Source organism: Pseudomonas paracarnis, assembly GCF_904063055.1.
Classification (GTDB): domain Bacteria; phylum Pseudomonadota; class Gammaproteobacteria; order Pseudomonadales; family Pseudomonadaceae; genus Aquipseudomonas; species Aquipseudomonas paracarnis.
On the sequence record NZ_CAJFCN010000003.1, the window covers coordinates 195,888 to 218,338 of the forward strand.

Annotated in this window: 25 protein-coding genes; 11 read left to right on the forward strand and 14 right to left on the reverse strand. The window is 58.4% G+C overall.

Translation table 11 applies throughout. The annotated features are described in order from the left end of the window. Positions 1-37: 37 nt before the first annotated feature. The 4 genes from ada to JMV15_RS08135 all read right to left on the reverse strand — a co-directional run bounded on the left by ada (position 38) and on the right by JMV15_RS08135 (position 2,352). Positions 38-1,111, reverse strand: a complete 1,074-nt coding sequence (ada, locus tag JMV15_RS08120) for a bifunctional DNA-binding transcriptional regulator/O6-methylguanine-DNA methyltransferase Ada (RefSeq protein ID WP_200599159.1) — start codon at positions 1,109-1,111, stop codon at positions 38-40. A gap of 75 nt (positions 1,112-1,186) precedes the next feature. After that, the gene (gene alkB / locus JMV15_RS08125; protein ID WP_201491341.1) at positions 1,187-1,852 is read right to left on the reverse strand and encodes a DNA oxidative demethylase AlkB; all 666 of its coding nucleotides are present in this window, start codon (positions 1,850-1,852) and stop codon (positions 1,187-1,189) included. 3 nt (positions 1,853-1,855) lie between these two features. Then, entirely contained in the window at positions 1,856-2,023 is a 168-nt protein-coding gene (locus JMV15_RS08130; RefSeq protein WP_014718516.1) for a hypothetical protein, read from the reverse strand. A 26-nt stretch (positions 2,024-2,049) separates the two neighbouring features. Next, positions 2,050-2,352 carry a DUF1883 domain-containing protein gene (locus JMV15_RS08135; RefSeq protein WP_201491342.1) on the reverse strand — a complete coding sequence of 101 codons (303 nt, stop codon included), beginning with the start codon at positions 2,350-2,352 and terminating at the stop codon, positions 2,050-2,052. Positions 2,353-2,564: 212 nt separating this feature from the next. On the opposite strand from JMV15_RS08135, the gene JMV15_RS08140 reads away from it, so the two are divergent. Both JMV15_RS08140 and JMV15_RS08145 read left to right on the forward strand, forming a co-directional pair. Continuing rightward, positions 2,565-2,915, forward strand: coding sequence for a hypothetical protein (locus tag JMV15_RS08140; RefSeq protein ID WP_003191317.1), 351 nt, complete (start codon positions 2,565-2,567; stop codon positions 2,913-2,915). A gap of 144 nt (positions 2,916-3,059) precedes the next feature. Next, positions 3,060-3,290 (forward strand): hypothetical protein, encoded by a 231-nt coding sequence (locus JMV15_RS08145; protein ID WP_003191314.1) that lies wholly within the window; start codon positions 3,060-3,062, stop codon positions 3,288-3,290. A gap of 5 nt (positions 3,291-3,295) precedes the next feature. On the opposite strand, the gene JMV15_RS08150 is transcribed toward JMV15_RS08145, so the two are convergent. Together JMV15_RS08150 and JMV15_RS08155 are read right to left on the reverse strand one after the other, a co-directional pair. Beyond that, complete coding sequence (locus JMV15_RS08150) at positions 3,296-3,577, reverse strand: hypothetical protein (RefSeq protein ID WP_003191312.1); 282 nt, start codon at positions 3,575-3,577, stop codon at positions 3,296-3,298. Positions 3,578-3,716: 139 nt separating this feature from the next. Beyond that, positions 3,717-3,902 carry a hypothetical protein gene (locus JMV15_RS08155; protein WP_003191311.1) on the reverse strand — a complete coding sequence of 62 codons (186 nt, stop codon included), beginning with the start codon at positions 3,900-3,902 and terminating at the stop codon, positions 3,717-3,719. Between the two features lie 311 nt (positions 3,903-4,213). On the opposite strand from JMV15_RS08155, the gene galU reads away from it, so the two are divergent. Then, on the forward strand, positions 4,214-5,053 hold the full coding sequence (gene galU, locus JMV15_RS08160) for a UTP--glucose-1-phosphate uridylyltransferase GalU (RefSeq protein WP_003173830.1): 840 nt from the start codon (positions 4,214-4,216) through the stop codon (positions 5,051-5,053). Between the two features lie 105 nt (positions 5,054-5,158). Continuing rightward, positions 5,159-6,517: a glutathione-disulfide reductase gene (gene gorA / locus JMV15_RS08165; protein ID WP_032903037.1), complete on the forward strand. Its 1,359-nt coding sequence runs from the start codon at positions 5,159-5,161 to the stop codon at positions 6,515-6,517. Here the strand turns inward: gorA and JMV15_RS08170 are convergent, their stop codons facing one another. Next, entirely contained in the window at positions 6,518-7,525 is a 1,008-nt protein-coding gene (locus JMV15_RS08170) for a DNA-binding protein (RefSeq protein ID WP_201491343.1), read from the reverse strand. 290 nt (positions 7,526-7,815) lie between these two features. Here JMV15_RS08170 and JMV15_RS08175 point away from each other — a divergent pair, with 290 nt between their 5' ends. The 3 genes from JMV15_RS08175 to ahpF all read left to right on the forward strand — a co-directional run bounded on the left by JMV15_RS08175 (position 7,816) and on the right by ahpF (position 11,018). Continuing rightward, entirely contained in the window at positions 7,816-8,625 is an 810-nt protein-coding gene (locus tag JMV15_RS08175; RefSeq protein WP_201491344.1) for a site-specific integrase, read from the forward strand. A 133-nt stretch (positions 8,626-8,758) separates the two neighbouring features. After that, positions 8,759-9,322: an alkyl hydroperoxide reductase subunit C gene (gene ahpC / locus JMV15_RS08180; RefSeq protein ID WP_003191303.1), complete on the forward strand. Its 564-nt coding sequence runs from the start codon at positions 8,759-8,761 to the stop codon at positions 9,320-9,322. A 130-nt stretch (positions 9,323-9,452) separates the two neighbouring features. Beyond that, complete coding sequence (gene ahpF, locus JMV15_RS08185; RefSeq protein WP_020302758.1) at positions 9,453-11,018, forward strand: alkyl hydroperoxide reductase subunit F; 1,566 nt, start codon at positions 9,453-9,455, stop codon at positions 11,016-11,018. 132 nt (positions 11,019-11,150) lie between these two features. On the opposite strand, the gene gloA is transcribed toward ahpF, so the two are convergent. Further along, positions 11,151-11,672, reverse strand: coding sequence for a lactoylglutathione lyase (gene gloA, locus JMV15_RS08190; protein WP_003191301.1), 522 nt, complete (start codon positions 11,670-11,672; stop codon positions 11,151-11,153). A gap of 179 nt (positions 11,673-11,851) precedes the next feature. Between gloA and JMV15_RS08195 the strand changes: the two genes are divergently transcribed. After that, positions 11,852-12,388 carry a DUF4946 domain-containing protein gene (locus JMV15_RS08195; protein WP_014718509.1) on the forward strand — a complete coding sequence of 179 codons (537 nt, stop codon included), beginning with the start codon at positions 11,852-11,854 and terminating at the stop codon, positions 12,386-12,388. A gap of 111 nt (positions 12,389-12,499) precedes the next feature. Here the strand turns inward: JMV15_RS08195 and JMV15_RS08200 are convergent, their stop codons facing one another. The 3 genes from JMV15_RS08200 to JMV15_RS08210 all read right to left on the reverse strand — a co-directional run bounded on the left by JMV15_RS08200 (position 12,500) and on the right by JMV15_RS08210 (position 15,738). Further along, on the reverse strand, positions 12,500-12,865 hold the full coding sequence (locus JMV15_RS08200) for a histone-like nucleoid-structuring protein, MvaT/MvaU family (RefSeq protein WP_014718508.1): 366 nt from the start codon (positions 12,863-12,865) through the stop codon (positions 12,500-12,502). 194 nt (positions 12,866-13,059) lie between these two features. Next, positions 13,060-14,604 (reverse strand): EAL domain-containing protein, encoded by a 1,545-nt coding sequence (locus JMV15_RS08205; RefSeq protein WP_014718507.1) that lies wholly within the window; start codon positions 14,602-14,604, stop codon positions 13,060-13,062. Between the two features lie 255 nt (positions 14,605-14,859). Beyond that, entirely contained in the window at positions 14,860-15,738 is an 879-nt protein-coding gene (locus JMV15_RS08210) for a LysR family transcriptional regulator (protein ID WP_014718506.1), read from the reverse strand. A gap of 77 nt (positions 15,739-15,815) precedes the next feature. Here JMV15_RS08210 and JMV15_RS08215 point away from each other — a divergent pair, with 77 nt between their 5' ends. From JMV15_RS08215 to JMV15_RS08225, 3 genes are all read left to right on the forward strand, one after another. Further along, positions 15,816-16,739, forward strand: a complete 924-nt coding sequence (locus JMV15_RS08215; RefSeq protein WP_014718505.1) for a DMT family transporter — start codon at positions 15,816-15,818, stop codon at positions 16,737-16,739. 246 nt (positions 16,740-16,985) lie between these two features. Further along, positions 16,986-18,062, forward strand: a complete 1,077-nt coding sequence (gene hppD / locus JMV15_RS08220) for a 4-hydroxyphenylpyruvate dioxygenase (RefSeq protein WP_014718504.1) — start codon at positions 16,986-16,988, stop codon at positions 18,060-18,062. Between the two features lie 235 nt (positions 18,063-18,297). After that, complete coding sequence (locus tag JMV15_RS08225; protein WP_044483604.1) at positions 18,298-19,458, forward strand: dermonecrotic toxin domain-containing protein; 1,161 nt, start codon at positions 18,298-18,300, stop codon at positions 19,456-19,458. 58 nt (positions 19,459-19,516) lie between these two features. On the opposite strand, the gene rarD is transcribed toward JMV15_RS08225, so the two are convergent. From rarD to JMV15_RS08240, 3 genes are all read right to left on the reverse strand, one after another. Further along, positions 19,517-20,398: an EamA family transporter RarD gene (gene rarD, locus JMV15_RS08230; protein ID WP_201491345.1), complete on the reverse strand. Its 882-nt coding sequence runs from the start codon at positions 20,396-20,398 to the stop codon at positions 19,517-19,519. A 36-nt stretch (positions 20,399-20,434) separates the two neighbouring features. Continuing rightward, positions 20,435-21,445: an aldo/keto reductase gene (locus JMV15_RS08235; RefSeq protein WP_014718501.1), complete on the reverse strand. Its 1,011-nt coding sequence runs from the start codon at positions 21,443-21,445 to the stop codon at positions 20,435-20,437. A gap of 81 nt (positions 21,446-21,526) precedes the next feature. Continuing rightward, the gene (locus JMV15_RS08240) at positions 21,527-22,429 is read right to left on the reverse strand and encodes a LysR family transcriptional regulator (protein WP_014718500.1); all 903 of its coding nucleotides are present in this window, start codon (positions 22,427-22,429) and stop codon (positions 21,527-21,529) included. Positions 22,430-22,451 lie beyond the last annotated feature (22 nt).

Below are 22,451 nucleotides of genomic sequence, written 5' to 3' on the forward strand. Positions count from 1 at the left end.
TGTTTTAGCAGGGCCATCAGCACCCGGCCAGTCTGTTTTATTCACTGGACGGGAGCGGCCTTTTGTGGGACTGGGTTTCGCGCTCAAGTAACTGGCGCTTGCGCTCTACGCCCCAGCGGTAGCCCGACAGCTCGCCATTGCTGCGCACCACGCGATGACAGGGAATCGCCACCGCCAGGTGGTTGGCACCACACGCCTGGGCCACGGCGCGAAAGGAGGAGGGTGCGCCGATACGCTCGGCAATCTGCGCATAGCTGGCGGTGCTGCCCGCAGGGATTTCGCGCAACGCCTGCCACACCCGCTCCTGAAAGGCCGTGCCGCGCAGGTCCAAGGGCAAATCCAGGCCCACGGCAGGGGCCTCGACAAAGCCAACGACCTGGGCCACCAGTTGTTCGAACCCCTGATCCGCGCCGATCAACTCAGCCTTGGGAAACTGGTCTTGCAGGTCGCGCACCAGTTTGTCCGGATCATCACCCAATAAAATCGCACACACGCCACGTTGGCTTTGCGCCACCAGAATCGCCCCCAGCGAGCACTGGCCAACGGCAAAGCGGATGGTGTTATTGGCGCCGCCGCCTTTGTAATCTCGCGGTTTCATGCCGAGCACCTGGTCGGCGGCTTCATAAAAGCGGCTATTGGAATTAAAGCCCGCGTCGTACAGGGTGTCTGTCACCGAATGCTGGCCCTTGAGGCCGTCGCGCACTCTGCGCGAACGCAGGGCGCTGGCGTAACCCTTGGGGGTCAACCCGGTGTTGGCTTTGAATACGCGGTGAAAGTGAAACGGACTCAGCCCGGCGGATCGGGCGAGCGCGTCCAGGCTAGGCGGGGTTTCGGCTTGTTCGATTTGCCGGCAGGCTTCGGCCACCAATTGCCCATGGTGAGCGGCCAACTGGGTCTGGTCGCCGGCAGCGCGTTTACTGGGACGATAGCCGGCGGCTTCGGCCTGCGCCGGCGTGTCGAAAAACTCGACATTCTCCGGGCGCGGCAAACGCGAAGCGCTGCTGGGGCGGCAATACACGCCGGTGGTTTTCACGCCGTAGACAAACAAGGCGTCAGCCTTGGCATCACGGGCAATAATGGCAGCCCAGCGCGGATCGTGTTCGTTGTTCATGGCCTGCACTCTTGACGGTTCAGTAGCAGATTAAGCCTGCCGCTCGTCATCGACACTCCGAAGCTTGCGGTCAAATTAGCCCGCGGTGCGAAAGGTCAGGTTGATGCGCTGCGGGCCCATGATCGAATGCAGGCCGTCTTTGATCGGCATCACGCCATGAAAGCGCAGGCGATCAACGCCGCCCCACACGACCACATCACCATGAAACAGCGAGACCTTTTGGGTTTTGTCGCTGCGCGCATGCCCACCGAACAGGAAAATCGCCGGCAGCCCCAGGGACACCGAGACCACGGGCGCGCTGTAGTTGCGCTCGTTCTTGTCCTGGTGCAGGGACATCTTCGCCCCCGGTACGTAACGGTTGATCAGGCAGGCATCGGGTTGAAAACCGCCAAAGCCGGCCTCGGTAGCCGCAGCCACCGCCAGTTGGCGCAATGTGTCGGGCATGACGGGCCAGGGTTGCTGGCTGCGCGGGTCGAATGGGCTATAGCGATAGCCACGGGCGTCGGTGGTCCAGCCCAGCTCGCCGCAACTGCTCAGCGCCGCCGACATGGTAAAGCCGCCGGGGGTGACCATCTGCCGAAACGGTGATTGAGCCAGGACACGCCGCAGTTCAGGCAATAACCGCTCGATCCAGGGCAAGGCATAGCCCCTCAGTACATACGACTCTTCGCCAATTTGCTCGCGCCCGGCAGGCTGTTGCAGGGCCTCATCGGCAAACAAATCGGCGGTAGGGCCTGGCATGGCTTACAGCGCCTTGCTCACGTTGATGTCGGTGATTTCGTCGCTGGCATCATGAATTTTTGCCAAGGCTTGCTTGGCTTCTTCGACGCTGTTGTTTTGCAACTGGGCAAATTCAAAGCGGCGTTCGCCGTTGAGCTTGTACTTGATGACGTATTTGGTTGTGGTGGTCACAGCTTTTTTCCTGTCAGGTGTTCGGGTCAGCTCAGCTTGCTGCTGGTACGACGAACGATACGAATCTTGTGGGACAACACAGGCTTGCGGGTCACGCTGATGGCGCGACGGGTCACCACATCCAGGGTGATGTTCCAGAAGCCGGTGCTGGGCGCGGTGATCTTGGCCGGGAATTTATCAAATGCGCCGCCGTGGTAGGTATGGCGGCCGCCATTTTTGAAGCTGCGAAAGTTCGCATCGCTCATCAGGCGAATATTGCAGGTCTGCGAGCATTCGATGACGACAATGTCTCCCTCGTTGAGGTGCTCACGCTGGTGGATGAATTTCATGGGGTGTCTCCAGAAGGGCTTTTTCTGAAAAATCAGAACGATACGTAGGTTAAGATGGAGTTTATCAGCCCCAGCGCGTTTATTATCGGGCCGTCGTCGACGACTTCGACAATTTAAAACAGTTATTTACCGAGTTATCACAGATAAATCCTACGTTGGTGGGAGAAAATTACCATCCCCGCTGTCGTAGGGTCTTTATCGGAGGTTTTTGTATGAAGTGGAGTGTGTTGGTGCTGGCCTTGGCAATAGGTGGGTGTGCTTCGGTTGCAGATATCAAGCAGACCCCGCCAACATTGGTGGTCATCTCAGGGAAGAAGCCGCAGGAATATGCGGCGTGCGTGGTGCGCAAATTGGAGGCGACCCGTCGGCCGCCGCAGATCGAGCCCCATAAAGACGGCATTCAGGTGATCGTGCCGCAGAAGTTCTCGGCAGACCCGTCGGCGATCTTTGAAATTGAAGACCGCTCCAGCGGTAGCAGCATCAAGCTTTATGAAAGCATGTCCAATGTGCCCATCCGTCCGGGCGACGTGAAGAAGGCAGGGGAAGAGTGCATTTCCGGTTGAGCCACAGGCCCACCCCTCAAACCCGATAAAAAAAGCCATCACCCTGCAGGGACGGCCTGCATCCGTTAAACTGTCGGGCATTCACTACAAAGATGCCGCTCAAACCCTGGGTTTGAGCGGCATTTGTTTTTCTGGAAGCCCGTTATGAAACGAGAACACGTCAAAGCCCGCCATGCCGAAGGGCAGATCTCGGCCACCCATGTCATCCAGAACCCCGCCGATCTGGGCGAGTGGATCGTGTTTTTCAAGAAGAGCGGCGGGCGCAGCTACTTCCTGGTGGACGAACAGGATGAGGTCGAATCATTTGCTCGCCTGGATGACTTGATCGAAACCCTGCGTGGCCTGGGGATCAAGTTCGCTGAAGTGCACCTGTAGCAGCGTTACTTGCAGACCACCACCACGCTACGGCCTTTGAAGTTGCCCACGTCCTGGCCCAGGGTCTTGTCGCTTTCCTTGAGTGCCGGCGTGCCATTGGTGCCAACGATGCGGTAACCGGTGCCGGCGCAGGATGCGTCCGCCTTTTCGTAGCAACTGGCCCATGAATTGGCCTCACCCGAGCAGTCGATGGTCAAACCTTGTTCACCATTTTTCAGCAAGGTGTCGGAAGCGGTGGTGCAGCCGGCGAGTGCCAGTACTGCGGTCAGTGCCAGGATTTTTTTCATAAAGGTTCGTCATCGAGGGTATTGGAAGGGCGCGCTGACACTGTCGTGGCGTTGTTGAAGGTTATAGCGAACTGCCATCTAGGTACAGACAAACAAAAAAGCCCCGCTTAACGGGGCTTTAAAAGCGGTGCAACGAGGCTTACTTGGTTTTCGGCCGCTTGCTCGATGCATGGCCTGCCTCATCTACAAACACTTCGGCGACGGCGATCGCCATGCTTTCGGTCTCGAATACGCCGGCAACGCTGTCACCGTGAAAATTGATCAAGTGCCAGCCGTCCGCTCGCTTCGTGATCAGGTAGCCGTTTACACCTTTGGGTTCTGACATCTGTTGGCAATCTCGTGGTCTTGGTTCAAGGCGCCCATGATAGCGCCAAATGCCGGGGCGGGGCGCAAGTTGTTGCGGGTCAGTGCCAGGGGCGCCAAAGCGTGCTAAAACCAATGCAGCCCTTCTAAACAAGGGGCCAAGTCGGATTCTGGCCGACCGTTGGTGATGCGCTATGCAGCATCAGCGGAACTTACGCCGACATTTTTTCTCTATGATGACATTGCAACGCCAGCAGGACCCCATTGTAAGGTGACTGCGGCCTGATTAGACTGCGCCGAATTCCGTACGCACAGCCCTTTGTAAGGACTCATATGATCAAGAAATGCTTGTTCCCAGCAGCCGGTTACGGCACTCGCTTCTTGCCAGCGACCAAAGCCATGCCCAAAGAAATGCTGCCAGTGGTGAACAAGCCACTGATTCAGTACGGTGTGGAAGAGGCACTGGATGCCGGTTTGAACGAGATCTCCATCGTCACGGGTCGTGGTAAGCGCGCGCTGGAAGACCACTTCGACATCAGCTATGAGCTGGAAAACCAGATCAAGGGCACCGACAAGGAAAAATACCTGGTCGGTATCCGTAAACTGCTCGACGAGTGCTCGTTCTCCTACACCCGTCAGACTCAGATGAAAGGCCTCGGCCACGCCATCCTCACCGGCCGCCCGCTGATCGGTGATGAACCCTTCGCCGTGGTCCTGGCGGACGACCTGTGCGTCAACCTGGAAGGCGACGGTGTGCTGACCCAGATGGTCAAGCTCTACCAGAAATACCGTTGCACCATCGTTGCGGTAATGGAAGTCAACCCGACCGAAACCAATAAGTACGGTGTTATCGCCGGCGACGATATTGGCGATGGCCTGATCCGCGTACGCGACATGGTCGAGAAACCAGCACCGGAAGACGCGCCATCGAACCTGGCGATTATCGGTCGTTACATACTCACGCCGGACATCTTCAAGCTGATCGAAGAAACCGAGCCAGGCAAGGGCGGCGAGATCCAGATCACCGACGCTCTGCTCAAGCAAGCCAAAGACGGCTGCGTGATTGCCTACAAGTTCAAGGGCCAGCGTTTCGACTGCGGCGGCGCTGAGGGCTACATCGAAGCGACCAACTTCTGCTACGAGCATTTCTACAAGACGGGCAAGGCTTACTGATTCACGCTTGCCGGTACGTTTTAAGCGAAAGCCACCTTCGGGTGGCTTTTTCGTTTTTTAGCCCCATGTAAGTCGGTATGCTGGTGTCCTGCCGAGGAGAGTGAAATGGCCTACGATTTTGACCTGTATGTAATTGGCGCCGGTTCCGGCGGTGTTCGCGCGGCGCGCTTTGCCGCAGGCTTTGGCGCCAAGGTGGCGGTGGCCGAGAGCCGCTACCTGGGTGGCACCTGTGTGAACGTCGGCTGCGTGCCAAAGAAGCTGTTGGTGTACGGCGCGCATTTTGCCGAAGACTTTGAACAGGCCAGCGGCTTTGGCTGGTCCCTGGGTGAGGCGAACTTTGATTGGGCGACCCTGATCGCCAACAAGGATCGTGAGATCAACCGCCTCAACGGTATCTATCGCAACCTGTTGGTCAACAGCGGCGTGACCCTGCATGAAGGGCATGCACGCCTGGTCGATGCCCATCAGGTGGAGATCAACGGTGAGCGCTTCACTGCCAAGCACATCCTGATTGCCACCGGCGGCTGGCCGCAGATCCCTGAGATTCCAGGGCGCGAGCACGCCATTGGTTCCAATGAGGCATTCTTTCTTAAAGAGCTGCCCAAGCGCGTGCTGGTAGTGGGTGGTGGTTATATCGCCGTTGAGTTCGCCGGCATCTTCCACGGCTTGGGCGCCCAAACGTCATTGCTGTATCGCGGCGATCTGTTCTTGCGCGGCTTTGACGGTTCGGTGCGCAAACACCTGCAAGAAGAGCTGACCAAGCGCGGCCTGGACTTGCAGTTCAATGCCGACATCGAGCGCATCGACAAGCAGGCCGACGGCAGCCTCAAGGCCACTTTGAAGGATGGCCGCGTGCTGGAAGCCGATTGCGTGTTCTACGCCACTGGCCGCCGTCCAATGCTGGATAACCTGGGCCTGGAAAATACCGGGGTCAAACTGGACGAGCGCGGTTTCGTCGCGGTGGATGATCTCTACCAGACCGTCGAGCCGTCGATCCTGGCGATTGGCGATGTGATTGGTCGTGTGCAGCTGACGCCGGTGGCCCTGGCTGAAGGCATGGCCGTGGCGCGGCGGTTGTTCAAGCCCGAGCAATACCGCCCGGTGGATTACGCCAATATCGCGACGGCGGTGTTCAGCCTGCCGAATATCGGCACAGTCGGCCTGACTGAAGAGGATGCACGCAAAAATGGCCACAACGTGCAGATCTTTGAAAGCCGGTTCCGGCCGATGAAGCTGACCCTGACCGATTGCCAGGAAAAGACCCTGATGAAGCTGGTGGTCGACGCCGACACCGACAAAGTGTTGGGTTGCCACATGGTCGGCCCGGATGCGGGTGAGATCGTGCAAGGGCTGGCGATCGCGCTCAAGGCGGGCGCGACCAAGCAGCATTTCGATGAAACCATCGGCGTGCATCCTACGGCGGCGGAAGAATTCGTCACCATGCGCACGCCTGTGGCGCCCTGATCAGCTTGGCTCTGCTGCCTCTGGCACCGTTGCAACGACGGTCGCCAGGCGCAGGGCTTCGATGCTTGCCTGGGCCTTGATCAGGTCCAGCTCAAGCGCCTTGTTGTGCTGCTGATATTCAAGCAGTGACGTTTGGCGCGATTGGCTGTCCAGCACGGCAACCCGTAGGCGCTCCTGGAGCAGGGTGCGCTCGCTGTCGATCTGGCTGAGCTGTTCCTTGAGTTTCAACTGTAGCGCCTGGTCCTGGCGAGCGTGCTCCTGCAGCGTATTCAATTCCTTGGCTGTCACTCGCTGCTCACTCAGCAGGCGCTCGTTGTCGCGATGCAGTTGGGTGATTTCGTCCTGGCGCACCAGAACGCTTTGCTGGGCCTGACGCAATTCGGCCTGTACCTGTTGCAACTGGCCCTCATGGCGACGCTGTTCCTGTTCACGCTGCTCCTTGATGGCAGTGCGGTAATGCTCAAGCGCATCGCGGGCGTGCAGGTGTTTTTCTTCCAGTGAGCGAATCTGCTCGTCTTTGTCGTTGAGCCTTAGCTCGTAGTCGCTGCACGCCTGGCTCAGCCCGGCGTTACGGGTTTGCTCGGTCTGCAGGCTGGTGCTGGCGGTTTGCAGCGCCGCGCTTTCTTCAGCGAGGGCAGCGGCCTGGATATCAAATTGCTGTTTGAGTTGGGTGTGCGCTTCTTCCAGGGTTTCTACCTGGGCGAGCAGGGCGGCTTTTTGTTGCTCGAATTGCGCCAGGGCCAGGTCGATCGGCTCTTGGGCCTTCTCTTTCAGGCGTTGGGACAGGCGTGCGACCAGTTCACCAAGCTCATCGTCGATCGGCGCTTGGGTGATGGTCTGGCGCGTCTCACTTTCGTCCAGCTCTTTCAAATAGCGATGAATGGTGGTTTTCGAGCCGGTATTACCCATTTCGATACGCACCGCATCGATGCTGGGGTTTTCGCCACGGGCGAGGATCGCCAGGCGTGCCGTTTGCACTACTGCTTTGTTTATGCCGCCGCGAGCCATGGGGTCTCCGTCGATTTAGTACTGTGGTACAGAGTATGTATGTACATACTGTAACACGATTAAAAACTCGTTGAAATTCATGATTTAAGAGATGGGATATTGGCGTATTATCCCGTGTCATAAGCATTTTCATCAGCCATTCCCCCGTCAGCGGTACGAAAAGACGCCTATGAGCGACCTGGACCGATATCTCAACGCTGCCACCCGCGACAACACGCGCCGCAGCTCGCGCGGCCATCGAGCATTTCGAAGTCAGTTGGGGAGGGTTCCTGCCGGCCACCAGCGACAGCGTGGCGCGCTACCTCGTGGCGCATGCCGGGGTGTTGGCAGTCAACACCTTGAAACTGCGGCTCTCGGCCTTGGCGCAATGGCATACCAGCCAAGGGTTTGCCGACCCGACGAAGGCGCCGGTGGTACGCAAGGTGCTCAAGGGCATCCGCGCCGTGCACCCGGCGCGGGAGCGGCAGGCCGAGCCTCTGCAGCTCACGCAGTTGGAGCAAGTAATCGCCGCCCTGGACATTGAAGCTAAACAGGCCAGCGAGCATCACGACCAGCCGCGCTTGCTACGGGCCAAGCGCGACGCTGCGCTGATTCTGCTGGGCTTCTGGCGGGGCTTTCGCAGTGATGAGCTGTGCCGATTAAGCATTGAGCACGTGCAGGCCGTGCCAGGCGCAGGCATTAGCCTGTACTTGCCACGCAGCAAAAGTGACCGGGACAACCTCGGCAAAACCTACCAGACCCCAGCGTTGCTCCGGCTGTGCCCGGTGCAGGCTTATAGCGAGTGGCTCAGCGCCTCGGCTTTGGTGCGCGGCCCGGTGTTTCGCGGCATCGACCGCTGGGGCAACCTGGGTGAGGAGGGCTTGCATCCCAACAGTGTGATCCCGTTATTGCGCCAGGCCCTTGAGCGCGCAGGCATCCCCGCCGATCAATACACCAGCCACTCCCTGCGTCGGGGCTTTGCCACTTGGGCGCATCGCAGTGGTTGGGATTTGAAGTCCCTGATGAGTTACGTCGGCTGGAACGACATGAAATCTGCGATGCGCTATGTTGAAGCGACGCCGTTTCTGGGCATGACCCTGGCAACCCAACCGCTGATTTGAGATTTTTTCTATTAATAGCGTCACCTGATAGAGAAACCCAATCGTCAGCATCAGGTTTGCCAATGAGCCATCGACCGAGAGAGCCGGTAGGATTCACCTCATCAACTTCTTAACCCCTGACGGAGAGTCAACGATGCCTATCATCAACAGCCAAGTAAAACCGTTTAAAGCCACCGCTTTCAAAAACGGCAGCTTCGTCGATGTGACCGACGCTGACCTGAAAGGCAAGTGGTCGGTTGTCTTCTTCTACCCAGCCGACTTCACCTTCGTTTGCCCAACCGAACTGGAAGACCTGGCTGACAACTATGCCGAATTCCAGAAGCTGGGCGTCGAAATCTACAGCGTTTCTACCGACACCCACTTTGCCCACGCTGCCTGGCACAACACGTCGCCAGCCATCGGCAAAATCCAGTACACCATGATTGGCGACCCAACCCTGACCATCTCCCGCAACTTCGACGTGCTGATCGAAGAGGCTGGCCTGGCAGACCGCGGCACCTTCGTGATCAACCCGGAAGGTCAGATCAAGATCGTTGAGCTGAACGACGGCGGTGTAGGTCGTGACGCTTCCGAGCTGCTGCGCAAGATCAAGGCCGCTCAGTACGTCGCTGCCCACCCAGGTGAAGTCTGCCCAGCCAAATGGAAAGAAGGCGAGGCCACTCTGGCGCCGTCTCTGGACCTGGTCGGCAAGATCTAAGTCTGTGAACGCGTATCAAGGGCGGGTATCCGCACTTAAGTAAGCTGCATCCGCCCTCAAAACGCCCGGGCGAGATTCGCTCGGGCGTTTTTTTGTCTGCAATAAACCGAATGAACAGGAAATCGCCCGTATGTTGGACGCCAATCTTAAAGCTCAGTTGAAGTCATACCTGGAACGGGTCACCCAGCCGATCGAGATCATCGCCTCCCTCGACGACGGTGCGAAATCCCAGGAAATGCTTGCTCTTTTGCAGGACGTAACCAGCCTCTCAACGCTGATTACCCTGAACACCGATGGCAATGATGCGCGCAAGCCATCGTTCTCCATCAACCGCCCGGGTGCTGAGATCAGCTTGCGTTTCGCCGGCATCCCTATGGGCCATGAATTCACTTCGTTGGTGCTGGCCCTGTTGCAAGTGGGTGGCCACCCGTCGAAAGCCAGTGTCGAAGTAATTGAACAGATCCGCGCTCTCAAAGGCGAGTTCAGCTTCGAGACGTACTTCTCGCTGTCGTGCCAGAACTGCCCGGACGTGGTCCAGGCGCTGAATCTGATGGCCGTGCTGAACCCGAACATTCGCCACGTTGCGATTGATGGCGCGCTGTTCCAGGCTGAAGTCGATGAGCGCCAGATCATGGCGGTCCCGAGTGTCTACTTGAACGGAGTCAACTTTGGCCAGGGCCGCATGGGCCTCGAAGAAATCCTCGCCAAGCTCGACACCAGCGGTATCGAGAAAGCCGCGGAAAAAATCAGCGCCAAGGACGCCTTCGACGTCCTGGTGGTTGGCGGTGGCCCCGCCGGGTCCTCGGCTGCCATTTACGCGGCACGTAAAGGTATTCGTACCGGTGTGGCGGCTGAACGCTTTGGTGGCCAGGTACTGGACACCATGTCCATCGAGAATTTTATCTCGGTACAGGAAACCGAAGGGCCGAAACTGGCTAGTGCGCTGGAAGCCCATGTGCGTCAGTACGATGTGGACATCATGAACCTGCAACGCGCTAGCAGCCTGGTACCGGCGAAAAATGCCGGGGAGCTGCACGAAATTCGCTTCGAAAGCGGTGCGACCCTCAAGTCCAAGACCGTGATCCTGGCCACAGGCGCCCGCTGGAGAGAGATGGGTGTGCCCGGTGAGCAGGAATACAAAGCCCGCGGCGTGTGCTTCTGCCCGCACTGCGATGGCCCGCTGTTCAAAGGCAAGCGTGTGGCGGTGATCGGCGGCGGTAACTCCGGCGTGGAAGCGGCCATTGACCTGGCCGGTATCGTCAGCCATGTCACCTTGCTTGAGTTCGACAGCAAGCTGCGCGCCGACGCCGTGTTGCAACGCAAGCTCTACAGCCTGCCGAACGTGGATGTGATTACCAGTGCATTGACCAGTGAGGTCAAAGGCGATGGCCAGAAAGTCACCGGCCTTGCCTACAAGGACCGCGACAGCGGTGAGTTCAAGACCATCGACCTGGAAGGCATCTTCGTGCAGATTGGCTTGCTGCCCAACACCGACTGGCTCAAAGGCACGGTAGAGCTGTCGCCGCGCGGCGAGATCATTGTCGATGCCCGTGGCGAGACTTCACTGCCTGGCGTGTTCGCCGCCGGTGACGTAACCACCGTGCCGTACAAGCAGATCGTGATTGCAGTAGGCGAGGGCGCCAAGGCTTCGTTGAGCGCGTTCGATCACTTGATCCGCACCTCTGCTCCGGCGTAATCCTGGGCTGAAAATGAAAAACCCCATGAGCGATCATGGGGTTTTTCTCGTTCCCACGCCCGGCGCGGGATTCTCGTTCCCACGCTCCGCGGGGGAATGCATCCGGTGACGCTCCGCGTCACGCAGTGCTTATTACATCGGCGCCGGCTGGATGATCTCAACCCAATAGGCATCCGGGTCCTTGATGAACGCGAGGCTCTTCATGCGGCCATCCGTCAGGCGTTTCTGGAAATCACAGCCCAAGGCTTCGAAACGTTCGCACGCCGCCACAATGTCCGGCACCGAGATGCAGATATGGCCAAAGCCGCGTGGGTCGGTGTTGCCGTTGTGGTAGGCAAAGTCGGCATCGTTTTCGGTGCCGTGGTTGTGGGTCAGTTCGAGGATGCCCGGAATCGATTTCATCCATTGGGTACGCTCGGCGGCGTCGGCCGGGATCTGGGCCTTGTCCACCAGGGCCAGGAAGTACAGGCTGAATTCGGCTTCCGGGAAGTCACGTTTCTCGACCAGGGAGAAACCCAGGATGCGCGTGTAGAAGTCCAGCGACTTGGTGATGTCCTTGACCCGCAACATGGTGTGGTTGAACACGAAGTTTGCCGTAGCGTTGTCGGGCTGGGCAGTGACGCCCGGGAAGGTGTTCAATTCGTGCAGGCTCATGGGCCCTCCAGAAAAAATGTGAGATGAGCGGTCCATTGGCTTGCGGCCTGCCTCCATGCAGGCGGGCCATGATACGCAAGGCGCACCGGCTGCGCCAAATGAAAAAGCGCGCTAAACCCTTGCGGTCAGCGCGCGCCGGGCCGCACACTTTGCGGCTGGAACCTTGGGTGTTTTTTGCAATGATCGAGTTTCGTAGGCCGCTGTTGAGTGCTGTGTGCGTGTTGTTGGGCAGCCCGTTTGTGCTGGCAGCTGACCCGCAGGTCCATTGGCCCAGCGGTTGGCAGGTCGAAGAAGTCGTGCCTGACGACGAACTCCCTGCCAAACCCCAAGCAGTGTCCCGGCAGCGAGCGATCAAGAATGATGAAAATGGCGCCACGTTGATGGTGATGGAGTTGACCGGGACGCCGATAGAAACCGGCCATAAAGTTAATCTTCCCGGCGTGTTGCTGGAGATGCGCAAGTCGATCCAGAAAGACTTTGCCCGTGGCGGTTATCAAAGCGTGTGCAGCAAAATGCACCCCACGACATTGAGTCGGCTTGACGCGCTGGAAACTACCTGTGTGATTACCGAGAACGGTCGACACGTATTGTCGCAAACATTAGTCGGTGCGCTGGATGTCGATAAGGCCTATGTATTTTCATACGCGGGCCAAGCGCAAGCGTACGAGGCGAGCAAGGAGGAAATCAGTTCGGTGCGTAACAGTCTGAAACTTTGACCCGCTCAAGCTGAGCGAATGTGAACAATGTGAACGCTAAGTTAAATTCGATTCCGAACCGCTAGAGCAAAAAAAGCCCCGCGTATGCGGGGCTTTTTTTTAGTACATGTTTCAGCCGCGAAGCCAGGAATCTACAGTGGCAGCGCCGTACTGTTCTTTCCAGGCTTTAAGGCCGCGGTGGTTGCCACCTTTGGTCTCGATCAGCTCGCCGGTATGCGGGTTGTGGTAAACCTTGACCACCCGTGCGCGGCGCTGTTTTGGCGCGGCGGCGGCCGGTGCGCCGCCTTTGCGTGGCGCTGGATCGAGGATAGCGATCACGTCGCGCAGGCTTTTGTCGTATTTGCCCATCAGCGTCTTGAGCTTTTCTTCGAATTCGATTTCTTTCTTCAAGCCAGCGTCATTCTTCAAAGATTCCAGCTGTGCAAGCTGCTCTTGAAGGGCTTTTTCTGCTGCGCGAAATTCGGCGAGTCTGGACAAAATCTGTACTCCAATAATGTAGTTGCGGATATCAACTGCAGACAAAGCTATAAGCCAAGAACGTTAAGCCACGTCAACGAAAAAGACCCTTCTGCGAGTTCTGCACAGGCAGAAAAAATTGTAGTAGTTAATTCATTCCGAGTAAATCATGTCTTTTAAAGAAAGACCAATCTTTCATCGTAGACCGCGCAAGGCTATTCAACGATCCCCAAGGATTTAATGAATTCATCGCAGGGTAATGGTCGGCCAAACAGGTAACCCTGTAGGAAATCCACGCCTTGGGCCACGAGGTATTCACACTGTTTGGCTGTTTCTACACCTTCGGCAACAATGCCTAGATCCAGCTTGACCGACAACTCTATGATGCTGTCGAGAATATGCCGCGACAGCGCATCTGCACCGATCATGGCGACAAAGCTTTGATCGATCTTCAAGTAGTCGACATTGAAATTGCGCAAATAGCCCAAGCTGGAGTGGCCGGTGCCGAAGTCATCAATGGCGATCATGACGCCCAGTTGATGCAGGGCCTCGAACAGCCGGCGGGTGGTCTCGGTGGGTTCGATCAGCTCCCGCTCAGTCAGCTCCAGCACCAGGGTGACCTGGCCGGGTGGGAACGCGGCCAGAAATTCCTGGCAGTCCTGCACCAGCGCCATGTCCTGGCAATGGCGTGCAGTGATGTTCACGCCGATATGAAAGCCGGGGCTGAAACGTGCGGCATGGGGCGCCAGTTGCGCGGCGGTCTGGCGCAGCAGGGCGCGGGTCATCGGCACGATCAGGCCAGAGTCTTCGGCCAGGGGAATAAACAGGTCCGGGCGCACCAGGCCTTCTTTGGGATGCCTCCAGCGCATCAGCACCTCACAGCCGGCCCATTGGCGTGTGTCACCCCGTACTACCGGTTGGAAATACGGGATGAACTCATTGGCGCCCAAGGCGCGTTGTAACTCGTGGGTTGGCGCGGACGAGCGTTTTTGCAGCCAGTGAGCGAGCAGCCCCGCCAATATGCCGAAAAACACCACCAGGCTGAACAGCGCCGGATACCGCGCCTGCATGTAGCGCCAGACTTCACCCTCGGGCATCCCGGCTTCGACACTGTAGCGATAGCGCTCGGAAGCCAGGCGTTGTGGGGCCACGGCAAATACCGGCAACGCGCCTTGATGCACCTTGCCGTCGGCCCCCAGCCAGTTCGGGCCGACTTGCAATACCAAGTACGCGTAACGGCTGATCAAGCGCAAGGCGTTGGTGAGGTGGTAACCGTCAACCGAGGCAAACGCGCCTTGATCGCCTTCCACCAGGCGGTACACCAGCAGGGCGGTATCGGGTGTAACGGGGTTACCTTTCATCAACCACAGGCGCCCATCCACATAGTCGTCCGGGTTGACGGGCGATTGGTAGCGACCGCCAAACAACGAGCTGCAATAGATGTTTTTCTGCCAGGACAGCGTCGTGGCCCGCACAAACGGCCGGCGCGTGACTTGTTCACGTAGCGCCAACTTGGCGCTGCTGTCACAAGGTTTACCGGCCAGCGGCAGCAAAGCCTGGGCAGCGATGGCGGTATTGTCGAGCATCAGGTCGAACTGGCGGACCGCTTCTTGAGCGGTTTGCGCCGTGCTTTGCTCAAGGGTGCGCTCGGCTTGCCAGTACAGAATCACAACCCCCAGCAAGATGGGCAACACGCCGCTGGTTGCACTGATGAAATAGCGTGCGGCTCGGCTTCGTGGGCCTTTGACAGTCAGGGGCATAGGGGCAGTCAGTCGCGAGAAAAAGAGTGAGATAAGCCGATGATAGATGGCATTACGCAGGCCTGCTCACTTGTTTCAAGCGGGTTGACCTCGCCGTTCGGTCAGTGGTGGCGGGGATCAGGCACCGCCCCCGCCCGAACCCGCAAAGTCCGTTGAAGTACAGAGTGTGGAGGGTGTCGCCGACGCTGCGTTTCACTACATTGGGTGACTATGTAGGGTGCGACGCATGAGAGGACGCTGCGCATAGCCAGGTCACTAAGTGAGCGAGGGGTACAACCCTTGCGCCAGCTCGATGAATGCCAGGGTAGCCGGGGAGGACTGTCGTCGATCCAGCACCGCCAGTCCGATCCGGCGTGGGACCTGCGGCGCCAATGGCAACGCCACATAACGCCAGTCGCTATGTTCCGGCAAGGAGGCCTGCGCAACCACACTCAAACCATCGCCCCGACTGACCGCCTCCAACGTACTGAGCAACTGCGCACAGCGGTACCGGACTTTGGGCTGCAATCGGGCTTGACTGAACAAGCGCATCACCAGCTCCGACGAGCCGGCTTCAGTCAGAATAAAGGGTTCATCGCAGAGCGCTTGCAGGGGCACGGCCTCAAGGGCGGCCAACCGGTGCCCGGCCGGTAGCAGCGCTACCAGTTGATCTTCCAGCAGCGCGACCGTATCGAAGCGTTCCTGCTCCAGCACCACAAAACCGATATCCACCCGGCGCTCATCCAGCCACTGAATGACCTGGCGATCAGGCCCTTCATCCACATGCACTTCAATACCCGGATAAACCTGGCGAAAGCGCCTGAGGATAGGCGGCAACAACCGAACCGACGCCGTCGGCCCGAACGAGCCGATACGCAGCGTGCCACGCTTCATGCCGCGTGCATCCGCCGCTTCCTGCTGCAAGGTGTTGGCCAGCCCCAGCATGGCCCGGGCGCGTCCCAGCAATTGTGCGCCGATTTCGCTCAGTTCCACCGCCGTCTGATGGCGCCGAAACAACTCCACCCCCAGTTCCTGCTCCAAGGCCTTGATCGCGTGGGACACCGCCGACTGGCTGATACCCAGGCGATGCGCCGCACTGGTAAAACCTTGCAGTTCGGCCACCAGAGAAAAGATTTCCAGTTGGGTCAGGGTCATGAGTAAAGGCTCATTTTACGATGAGGAGTGATTAGCCAAAGAATACGCCCATTCGTCCCTCACCTGAGCACCGCCTTATGCGTCACGTCGCCGATGGCCTCACTTATCTGAAGCTTGCCGCTGTCACCATGATCTGGGGCGGCACCTTTGTCGCAGGGCGCTACCTGGCTGATCAGGTCCACCCGCTGCTGGCCGCCACTCTGCGCTTCACCTTGGCCAGCGCAGCATTGCTGCTGTTCATGGCCGCTTCGCGCACGGCCCTGGTGCGCCCCAGCACGCGCCAATGGGGCCAATTGGCGGTGTTGGGGTTCTTTGGGATTTTCTTTTACAACCTGTGCTTCTTTTATGGGCTGCAGTACACCAATGCGTCACGCGCCTCGTTGATTGTCGCGTTGAACCCGGCGGTGATCGGCCTGGCGTCCTGGTGGTTGTTCAAGGAGCGCCTGGGCCGCATCAAATGTATCGGTATCGCGTTGTGCCTGGCAGGCGCGGCGACCGTCATCATCAGTCGCAATCCCCAGGCATTGCAGGGCGCGACCATGGCCTGGGCCGGTGACCTGCTGATCCTCGGTTGCGTGGCGGGGTGGGGCGTTTACACGCTGTTCTCCCGTGGGCTCAATCAGAGCCTGGGGCCGTTGCAGACCGTGACCTGGTCGGTGCTGCTGGGCACGCTGATGCTAAGCGTTACGGCGCTGGTTTCACCCAGCGTGACCATGGCAGAGCTGCACGCTATTGATCTGCCGCAACTGCTCAGCCTGATGTATCTGGGCGTGATGGGGTCGGCGCTGGCGTATATCGGCTATTACGATGGCATTCGTCGCATAGGCGCCACACGGTCCGGGGTGTTCATCGCGCTCAACCCATTGACGGCGGTCATTTGCGGCGCGGTGCTGCTGGACGAACCGCTGACGATGGCGATGTGGGTGGGGGGTGCGGTCATCCTGCTGGGTATCTACCTGTGTAACAAACCCCTTGCGCAGGGCAGGGTAATGGGGATTTGATAAGACTACGGACAAACCCGGTTACGCTGTGTAGAATCAGTTTACGCATACAAGAATATGGACTTGCGCTCACGCAAGCCTCGGCCGTCAGAGACTGATGACACCATGAAGCTACTTGGCTCCCCCCTCATCTTTGGTGACTTTCTCGCCCGCAGCGTGCGAGGCCTTTCTTGTGCGCCACCCTCCAGCCTCATCCTTGCTCGCAACTAAACAATTGCTACCTACAAGAATGATGAGGCACCGAACATGACCGACCAACATGCAAACCCAATGGGCCTGATGGGCTTTGAATTCATCGAATTCGCCTCGCCGACCCCGGGCACACTGGAGCCGATCTTCGAGATCATGGGCTTCACCAAAGTGGCCACCCACCGTTCCAAGAACGTGCACCTGTATCGCCAGGGCGAGATCAACCTGATCCTCAACAACGAACCCGACAGCCTCGCTTCCTACTTCGCGGCCGAGCACGGCCCGTCGGTGTGCGGCATGGCGTTCCGGGTCAAGGACTCGCAGCAGGCTTACAAGCGCGCCCTGGAACTGGGTGCCCAGCCGATCCACATCGACACCGGCCCGATGGAATTGAACCTGCCGGCGATCAAAGGCATTGGCGGTTCGCCGTTGTACCTGATCGACCGTTTCGGCGAAGGCAACTCGATCTACGACATCGACTTCGTCTACCTTGAAGGCGTTGACCGCCATCCGGTAGGCGCTGGCCTGAAGGTCATCGACCACCTGACCCACAACGTCTATCGCGGGCGCATGATCTATTGGGCCAATTTCTACGAGAAGCTGTTCAACTTCCGTGAAGCGCGTTATTTCGATATCAAGGGCGAGTACACCGGCCTGACCTCCAAGGCCATGAGCGCGCCGGACGGCCAGATCCGGATCCCGTTGAACGAAGAGTCGTCCAAGGGCGCCGGGCAGATCGAAGAGTTCCTGATGCAGTTCAATGGCGAGGGGATCCAGCACGTAGCGTTCCTCACCGACGACCTGATCAAGACCTGGGACGCGCTGAAGAAGATCGGCATGCGCTTTATGACCGCGCCGCCAGACACTTACTACGAAATGCTCGAAGGTCGCCTGCCGAACCATGGCGAGCCAGTGGATCAATTGCAATCGCGCGGCATCCTGCTGGACGGCTCGTCGGTTGCCGGTGACAAGCGCCTGCTGCTGCAGATCTTCTCGGAAACCCTGATGGGCCCGGTGTTCTTCGAATTCATCCAGCGTAAAGGCGACGATGGGTTTGGAGAGGGCAACTTCAAGGCGCTGTTCGAGTCGATCGAGCGCGACCAGGTGCGTCGTGGTGTGCTGACCGCCGATTGATCGACAGGCTAAAGCAAAACAGCCCGGTTTTTACCGGGCTGTTTTGTGCCTGATGCAGCGTGTTGCAAATGGCCTGTGGTTTATTGGGAACAGACGTTTCTTGAAATATCACTCAGAGGGTAGGGCGCAGACAATTTCTGCGTGTCCAATATCAAGAGGCCCTCTTATGAATGTGAATTCTCCTCCCCTTCAACGCCCGATTGGCCCATCTACATCAACCGAGCAGATAGGGCCTGTGCGCAATGTTCGCTCAGCCGGTAATGCAGACCCAGTCGATCAGGCGCGTAAAAAGTTTCTCGATGACAGTGAAACCGAGTATTTGGGCAACACACTCACCGCCAAAGCGCATCAACTGACGGAGGCCGCGCTGTCACCCAACAAACCGGGAAGTCCAGGGGTGCAGGTCTCGACATTTGCCGTTGATGGTGTTCAGTCCAACGACCTGATAATGATCAAGCGGGTGCCACTTACAGAAGAGGGGCCTAATTTCGTCCTGTACATGCCGGAAGACGACGTGACCTCGTTTCATGAGTTCGATAATGCGCAGCAGATGACGGACTGGCTCAAAGACGTGGCCAATGATCCGATTGAGCGCAAGCGATTTACGAAGCATTTTGCCAATGATCAAGCGCCCAAGCAGGAGGAGCGGGTCAACCAGAAATTTGGCATGTTCGCTGATGGCGATAGCAATGCAGTGGTAGGAAATTTTGGTTATGAGAAGGGGGATATCTTCGAGCGTTTAAACAAGGGCACTTCGATCCCTCCGGTTCAGGTCGACGGGCTGGTGCGAACACAGCTCTATAAACTGGAACCTGATGGCAAGGCGTTTTATGTCGGATATCGGCCAGATGGAGAAGCCATCGTCTATAGTTACGACGCTTATGGAAACTTGTACGGCGAGGGACAAAAAAAGGACGCCAAGACGCGCAGATTTTATTTCGTTCAAAATGGGTTGAACGAAAACAAACCGCTTGAACCCATGACGTTCAATGCGTTCCGCAAAAAAATAGCCAGTGTTTCCTTGGACAATGTGGATGCCAATAATCTAAACGGTCTTTACGACGAATTCCTGAAGCAACTCAGAAGTCCTGGGCATGGCCTCGCCACCGCGTTGAAAGCGCTGGGTGTTCCTGAAGACATAGCCCACTCCATCGAAACTATCGCGAAAGACCCCGTCAAAGGAACGTTGCTTGAATTGAACCGCGACAACCGTATCGGCAAGCTGTTTGGTGTCGATCAGCAAGAGATGGACGCCAAGCTGGAAAGCGCAGGCAACCAAGCTCAACACAACATCCCCTATTACGGTAAGTGGCGAGAGAGGTTGGAAGATACCGCCAACGTCATTGAACAAGTTGCCGGCACACCTGATGTGCCGACAACCGAAGTCAGGACCTGACTCAATTGACAGAGGGGTACGGACGCCCCCACAGCCGACATCCACTCTCAGCCTCCCATCAAGCCCGGCGCTGACGCACCAAATGCTTGAATCCCTCATACACCAGCACCATCACCGCCAGCCAGATCGGAATATAGGTCAGCCACTGGCCGCCCTCGATCCCTTCGCCCAACAGCAACGCCACCGCGAGCAGCAATACCGGCTCCACATAGCTCAGCAGCCCGAACAGGCTGAACGCCAACAAGCGACTGGCAATGATGTAACTCACCAGCGCCGAGGCACTGATAAGGCCCAGCATGGGAATCAATGCATAGAGCTTTGGATGCCCATCCAGTACGGCAAAGCCTTGTTCGCCGCTTTGTACAAACCACCAGGCCACCGGCAGCATCAACGCCATATCCAGCCACAGCCCTCCCAGATGATCAGTGGTCAGGTATTTACGCACCACGAAGTACACCGGGTAGCCGATGATCACTACCAGTGTTGCCCAGGAAAAACCACCGGCCTGATACAGCTCATTCAGCACACCCAGCGCGGCAAACACCACAGCAATCTGTTGCAGCCGCGACAGGCGCTCGCCGTAGACCAGGCGCCCGGTGAGCACCATGGTCAACGGCAGCAGAAAATACCCCACGGACACGTCCAGGCTGCGCCCATTGAGCGGCGCCCACATGAACAACCACAACTGCACGCCGAGCAAGGCCGACGACACCAGTACGCCGCCGACCAGCCGTGGCTTGGCCGCCAGCATGCGCAGCAGTTCCCAGACCCTGCGCCACTCGCCGCTGACGAGCATGAACACCGTCATGCAGGGCACGGTGAGCAGCATGCGCCAGCCGAAAATCTCCAGGCCACTCAGGGGCGTAAGCAGTGATGTGAAGTAATACATCACGGCGAACAACACCGAGGCCAAGACCGATAACACAGCACCTTTAGACACGCTACCCTCGCGAAAGCCAATTATTGCGCGGGTAGTCTACAGGCGTGCCAATCGACCGGATACAAAATGCCCGACATCGTTGAACCCCGGCGAGGACGAATGCCCTGGCGTAACCAACGAATCAATGAACGCCTCGTCCTCAGCGCTGATCTTCACCGCCAGCGCTCCGGTGTAGGCGTCCCACTGCGCCTCGGTTCGCGGCCCGACAATCGCCGAGCTCACCGCCGCATTGTTCAGCACCCAGGCGATTGCGAACTCGACGATCCCCACGCCACGCCCTTGAGTGTATTGCTGGATCTGCTGGGCAATGCGCAGTGATTCAACCCGCCACTCGGTTTCCAGGATGCGCTTGTCCTGGCGCGCGGCACGGCTGCCGGGCTCGGGCGTGACGTCCGGGGCGTACTTGCCGCTAAGGACCCCTCGGGCCAGCGGGCTGTAAGGCACCACACCCAGGCCGTAGGCCGCTGCAGCGGTGATCTGTTCGACCTCGGCCTGACGGTTGACGATGTTGTACAGCGGCTGGCTGATAATGGGTTTATCCACGCCCAGGCGTTCAGCCACGCGAATCACTTCAGCGATGCGCCAGCCTCGGTAGTTGGACAGGCCCCAGTAGCGGACTTTGCCCTGGCGGATCAGGTCACCGATGGCGGACACGGTCACTTCCAACGGCGTGTGGTGGTCTTCGCGGTGCAGGTAGTAGATGTCCAGGTAGTCGGTATCCAGGCGTGCCAGGCTGGCGTCCAGCGCGTTGAACAGACGCTTGCGGCTCAAACCGCTGCGGTTGGGCACGCCGTCGGTAGGGCCGAAGCCGACCTTGGAGGCCACCACCCAATCCTGGCGGTTGCGTGCAATCGCCTCGCCGACGATTTCCTCGGAGCGTCCGCCTGTATACACGTCAGCTGTATCGATGAAGTTGATGCCCTGGTCCCAGGCCTTGTCGATGATGCGCAGCGAGTCTTCGGTACTGGTCTGCTCGCCAAACATCATGGTGCCGAGGGTCAGAGCGCTGACCTTTAACCCGGACTGACCCAATGTACGGTAAATCATGCAAAGCTCCTCATGGCAGGTAAACGTGAGTCATGCAATACCAGACCCGAGCGCTCTGGAACAAGCCCTGAGCGGATTTGTTCATGCGCGTAGCAAAGTCTCGCAACGGGCCTGTAAAAAACGATGCAGCACTTTCACGCGTTCTGACACTTGCAGGCGGTGAGGGCACATCAGGTTGAATGGCGTGGGTTCGCCTTGCCAGTCGAGTAGCAGGGGCACCAGCCGCCCAGCCTGGATATCACGGGCCACGTCCAGGTTGGCTTTATAGGCAATGCCATGCCCCGCCAACGCCCAGCGGCGGACAATCTCGCCATCGTCGCTGAGATAGTCACCGCTCACTTCAACCTCCTGGAGCAAGGTCCCCTGGCGGAAATACCAGGTGCTATTGGCCTGGCCCCGGCGCATGTAGCGCAGCGTGCTGTGGTGGGCCAAGTCTTCGGGCGTATGCGGGGTGCCGTGGCGCGCCAAGTAGTCGGGGCTGGCGCAGGCAATGCGATGGTGATCGGGTACCACCGGCAGGGCCACCAGGCTGGAGTCTCTCGGCACGCCAAAGCGCAAGGCGATGTCGACAGTGTCGCGAAACAAATCGGCATTGCTGTCGTTGAGCAACAGTTGCAGACGGATAGTGGGGTGCTCCAGCTTGAACTCATCCAACCAGCCCAACAGCACATTGCGACCGAAGTCCGAGGGAGCGGCCAATTGCAATAAACCACTGAGGCTTTGGCCTTGTTGCTTGATGGCATGTTCGCCTTCGGACAGGGCTTCCAGCGCTACCCGCACGCTGTCCAGATAACGCCGGCCTTCTTCGGTCAGGCGCATGCTGCGGGTGGAGCGGGCAAGCAGGCGGATGCCGAGACGGGTTTCAAGGCGCTTGAGGGCGATACTCGCGGCCGCTGGCGTGAGGCCCAGGCCACGGGCGGCGGCCGTCAGGCTACCGGTGTCGGCGCTGCGCACGAAGACTTCAAGGTCGAGAATCGAGCTCATTGATAAAAATCCTTTAAAGATC

What these genes read in the sequence shown, in the direction of transcription:
- galU (WP_003173830.1), top strand. Translation starts at nt 4,214, where the DNA reads ATGATCAAGAAATGCTTGTTCCCAGCAGCCGGTTACGGCACTCGCTTC.
- ahpC (WP_003191303.1), top strand. Translation starts at nt 8,759, where the DNA reads ATGCCTATCATCAACAGCCAAGTAAAACCGTTTAAAGCCACCGCTTTC.
- alkB (WP_201491341.1), bottom strand. Translation starts at nt 1,852, where the DNA reads ATGCCAGGCCCTACCGCCGATTTGTTTGCCGATGAGGCCCTGCAACAG.
- ahpF (WP_020302758.1), top strand. Translation starts at nt 9,453, where the DNA reads ATGTTGGACGCCAATCTTAAAGCTCAGTTGAAGTCATACCTGGAACGG.
- hppD (WP_014718504.1), top strand. Translation starts at nt 16,986, where the DNA reads ATGACCGACCAACATGCAAACCCAATGGGCCTGATGGGCTTTGAATTC.
- JMV15_RS08235 (WP_014718501.1), bottom strand. Translation starts at nt 21,445, where the DNA reads ATGATTTACCGTACATTGGGTCAGTCCGGGTTAAAGGTCAGCGCTCTG.
- JMV15_RS08140 (WP_003191317.1), top strand. Translation starts at nt 2,565, where the DNA reads ATGAAGTGGAGTGTGTTGGTGCTGGCCTTGGCAATAGGTGGGTGTGCT.
- JMV15_RS08195 (WP_014718509.1), top strand. Translation starts at nt 11,852, where the DNA reads ATGATCGAGTTTCGTAGGCCGCTGTTGAGTGCTGTGTGCGTGTTGTTG.
- JMV15_RS08240 (WP_014718500.1), bottom strand. Translation starts at nt 22,429, where the DNA reads ATGAGCTCGATTCTCGACCTTGAAGTCTTCGTGCGCAGCGCCGACACC.
- JMV15_RS08170 (WP_201491343.1), bottom strand. Translation starts at nt 7,525, where the DNA reads ATGGCTCGCGGCGGCATAAACAAAGCAGTAGTGCAAACGGCACGCCTG.
- JMV15_RS08210 (WP_014718506.1), bottom strand. Translation starts at nt 15,738, where the DNA reads ATGACCCTGACCCAACTGGAAATCTTTTCTCTGGTGGCCGAACTGCAA.
- JMV15_RS08135 (WP_201491342.1), bottom strand. Translation starts at nt 2,352, where the DNA reads ATGAAATTCATCCACCAGCGTGAGCACCTCAACGAGGGAGACATTGTC.
- JMV15_RS08205 (WP_014718507.1), bottom strand. Translation starts at nt 14,604, where the DNA reads ATGCCCCTGACTGTCAAAGGCCCACGAAGCCGAGCCGCACGCTATTTC.
- gloA (WP_003191301.1), bottom strand. Translation starts at nt 11,672, where the DNA reads ATGAGCCTGCACGAATTGAACACCTTCCCGGGCGTCACTGCCCAGCCC.
- JMV15_RS08145 (WP_003191314.1), top strand. Translation starts at nt 3,060, where the DNA reads ATGAAACGAGAACACGTCAAAGCCCGCCATGCCGAAGGGCAGATCTCG.
- JMV15_RS08155 (WP_003191311.1), bottom strand. Translation starts at nt 3,902, where the DNA reads ATGTCAGAACCCAAAGGTGTAAACGGCTACCTGATCACGAAGCGAGCG.
- JMV15_RS08215 (WP_014718505.1), top strand. Translation starts at nt 15,816, where the DNA reads ATGCGTCACGTCGCCGATGGCCTCACTTATCTGAAGCTTGCCGCTGTC.
- gorA (WP_032903037.1), top strand. Translation starts at nt 5,159, where the DNA reads ATGGCCTACGATTTTGACCTGTATGTAATTGGCGCCGGTTCCGGCGGT.
- ada (WP_200599159.1), bottom strand. Translation starts at nt 1,111, where the DNA reads ATGAACAACGAACACGATCCGCGCTGGGCTGCCATTATTGCCCGTGAT.
- JMV15_RS08150 (WP_003191312.1), bottom strand. Translation starts at nt 3,577, where the DNA reads ATGAAAAAAATCCTGGCACTGACCGCAGTACTGGCACTCGCCGGCTGC.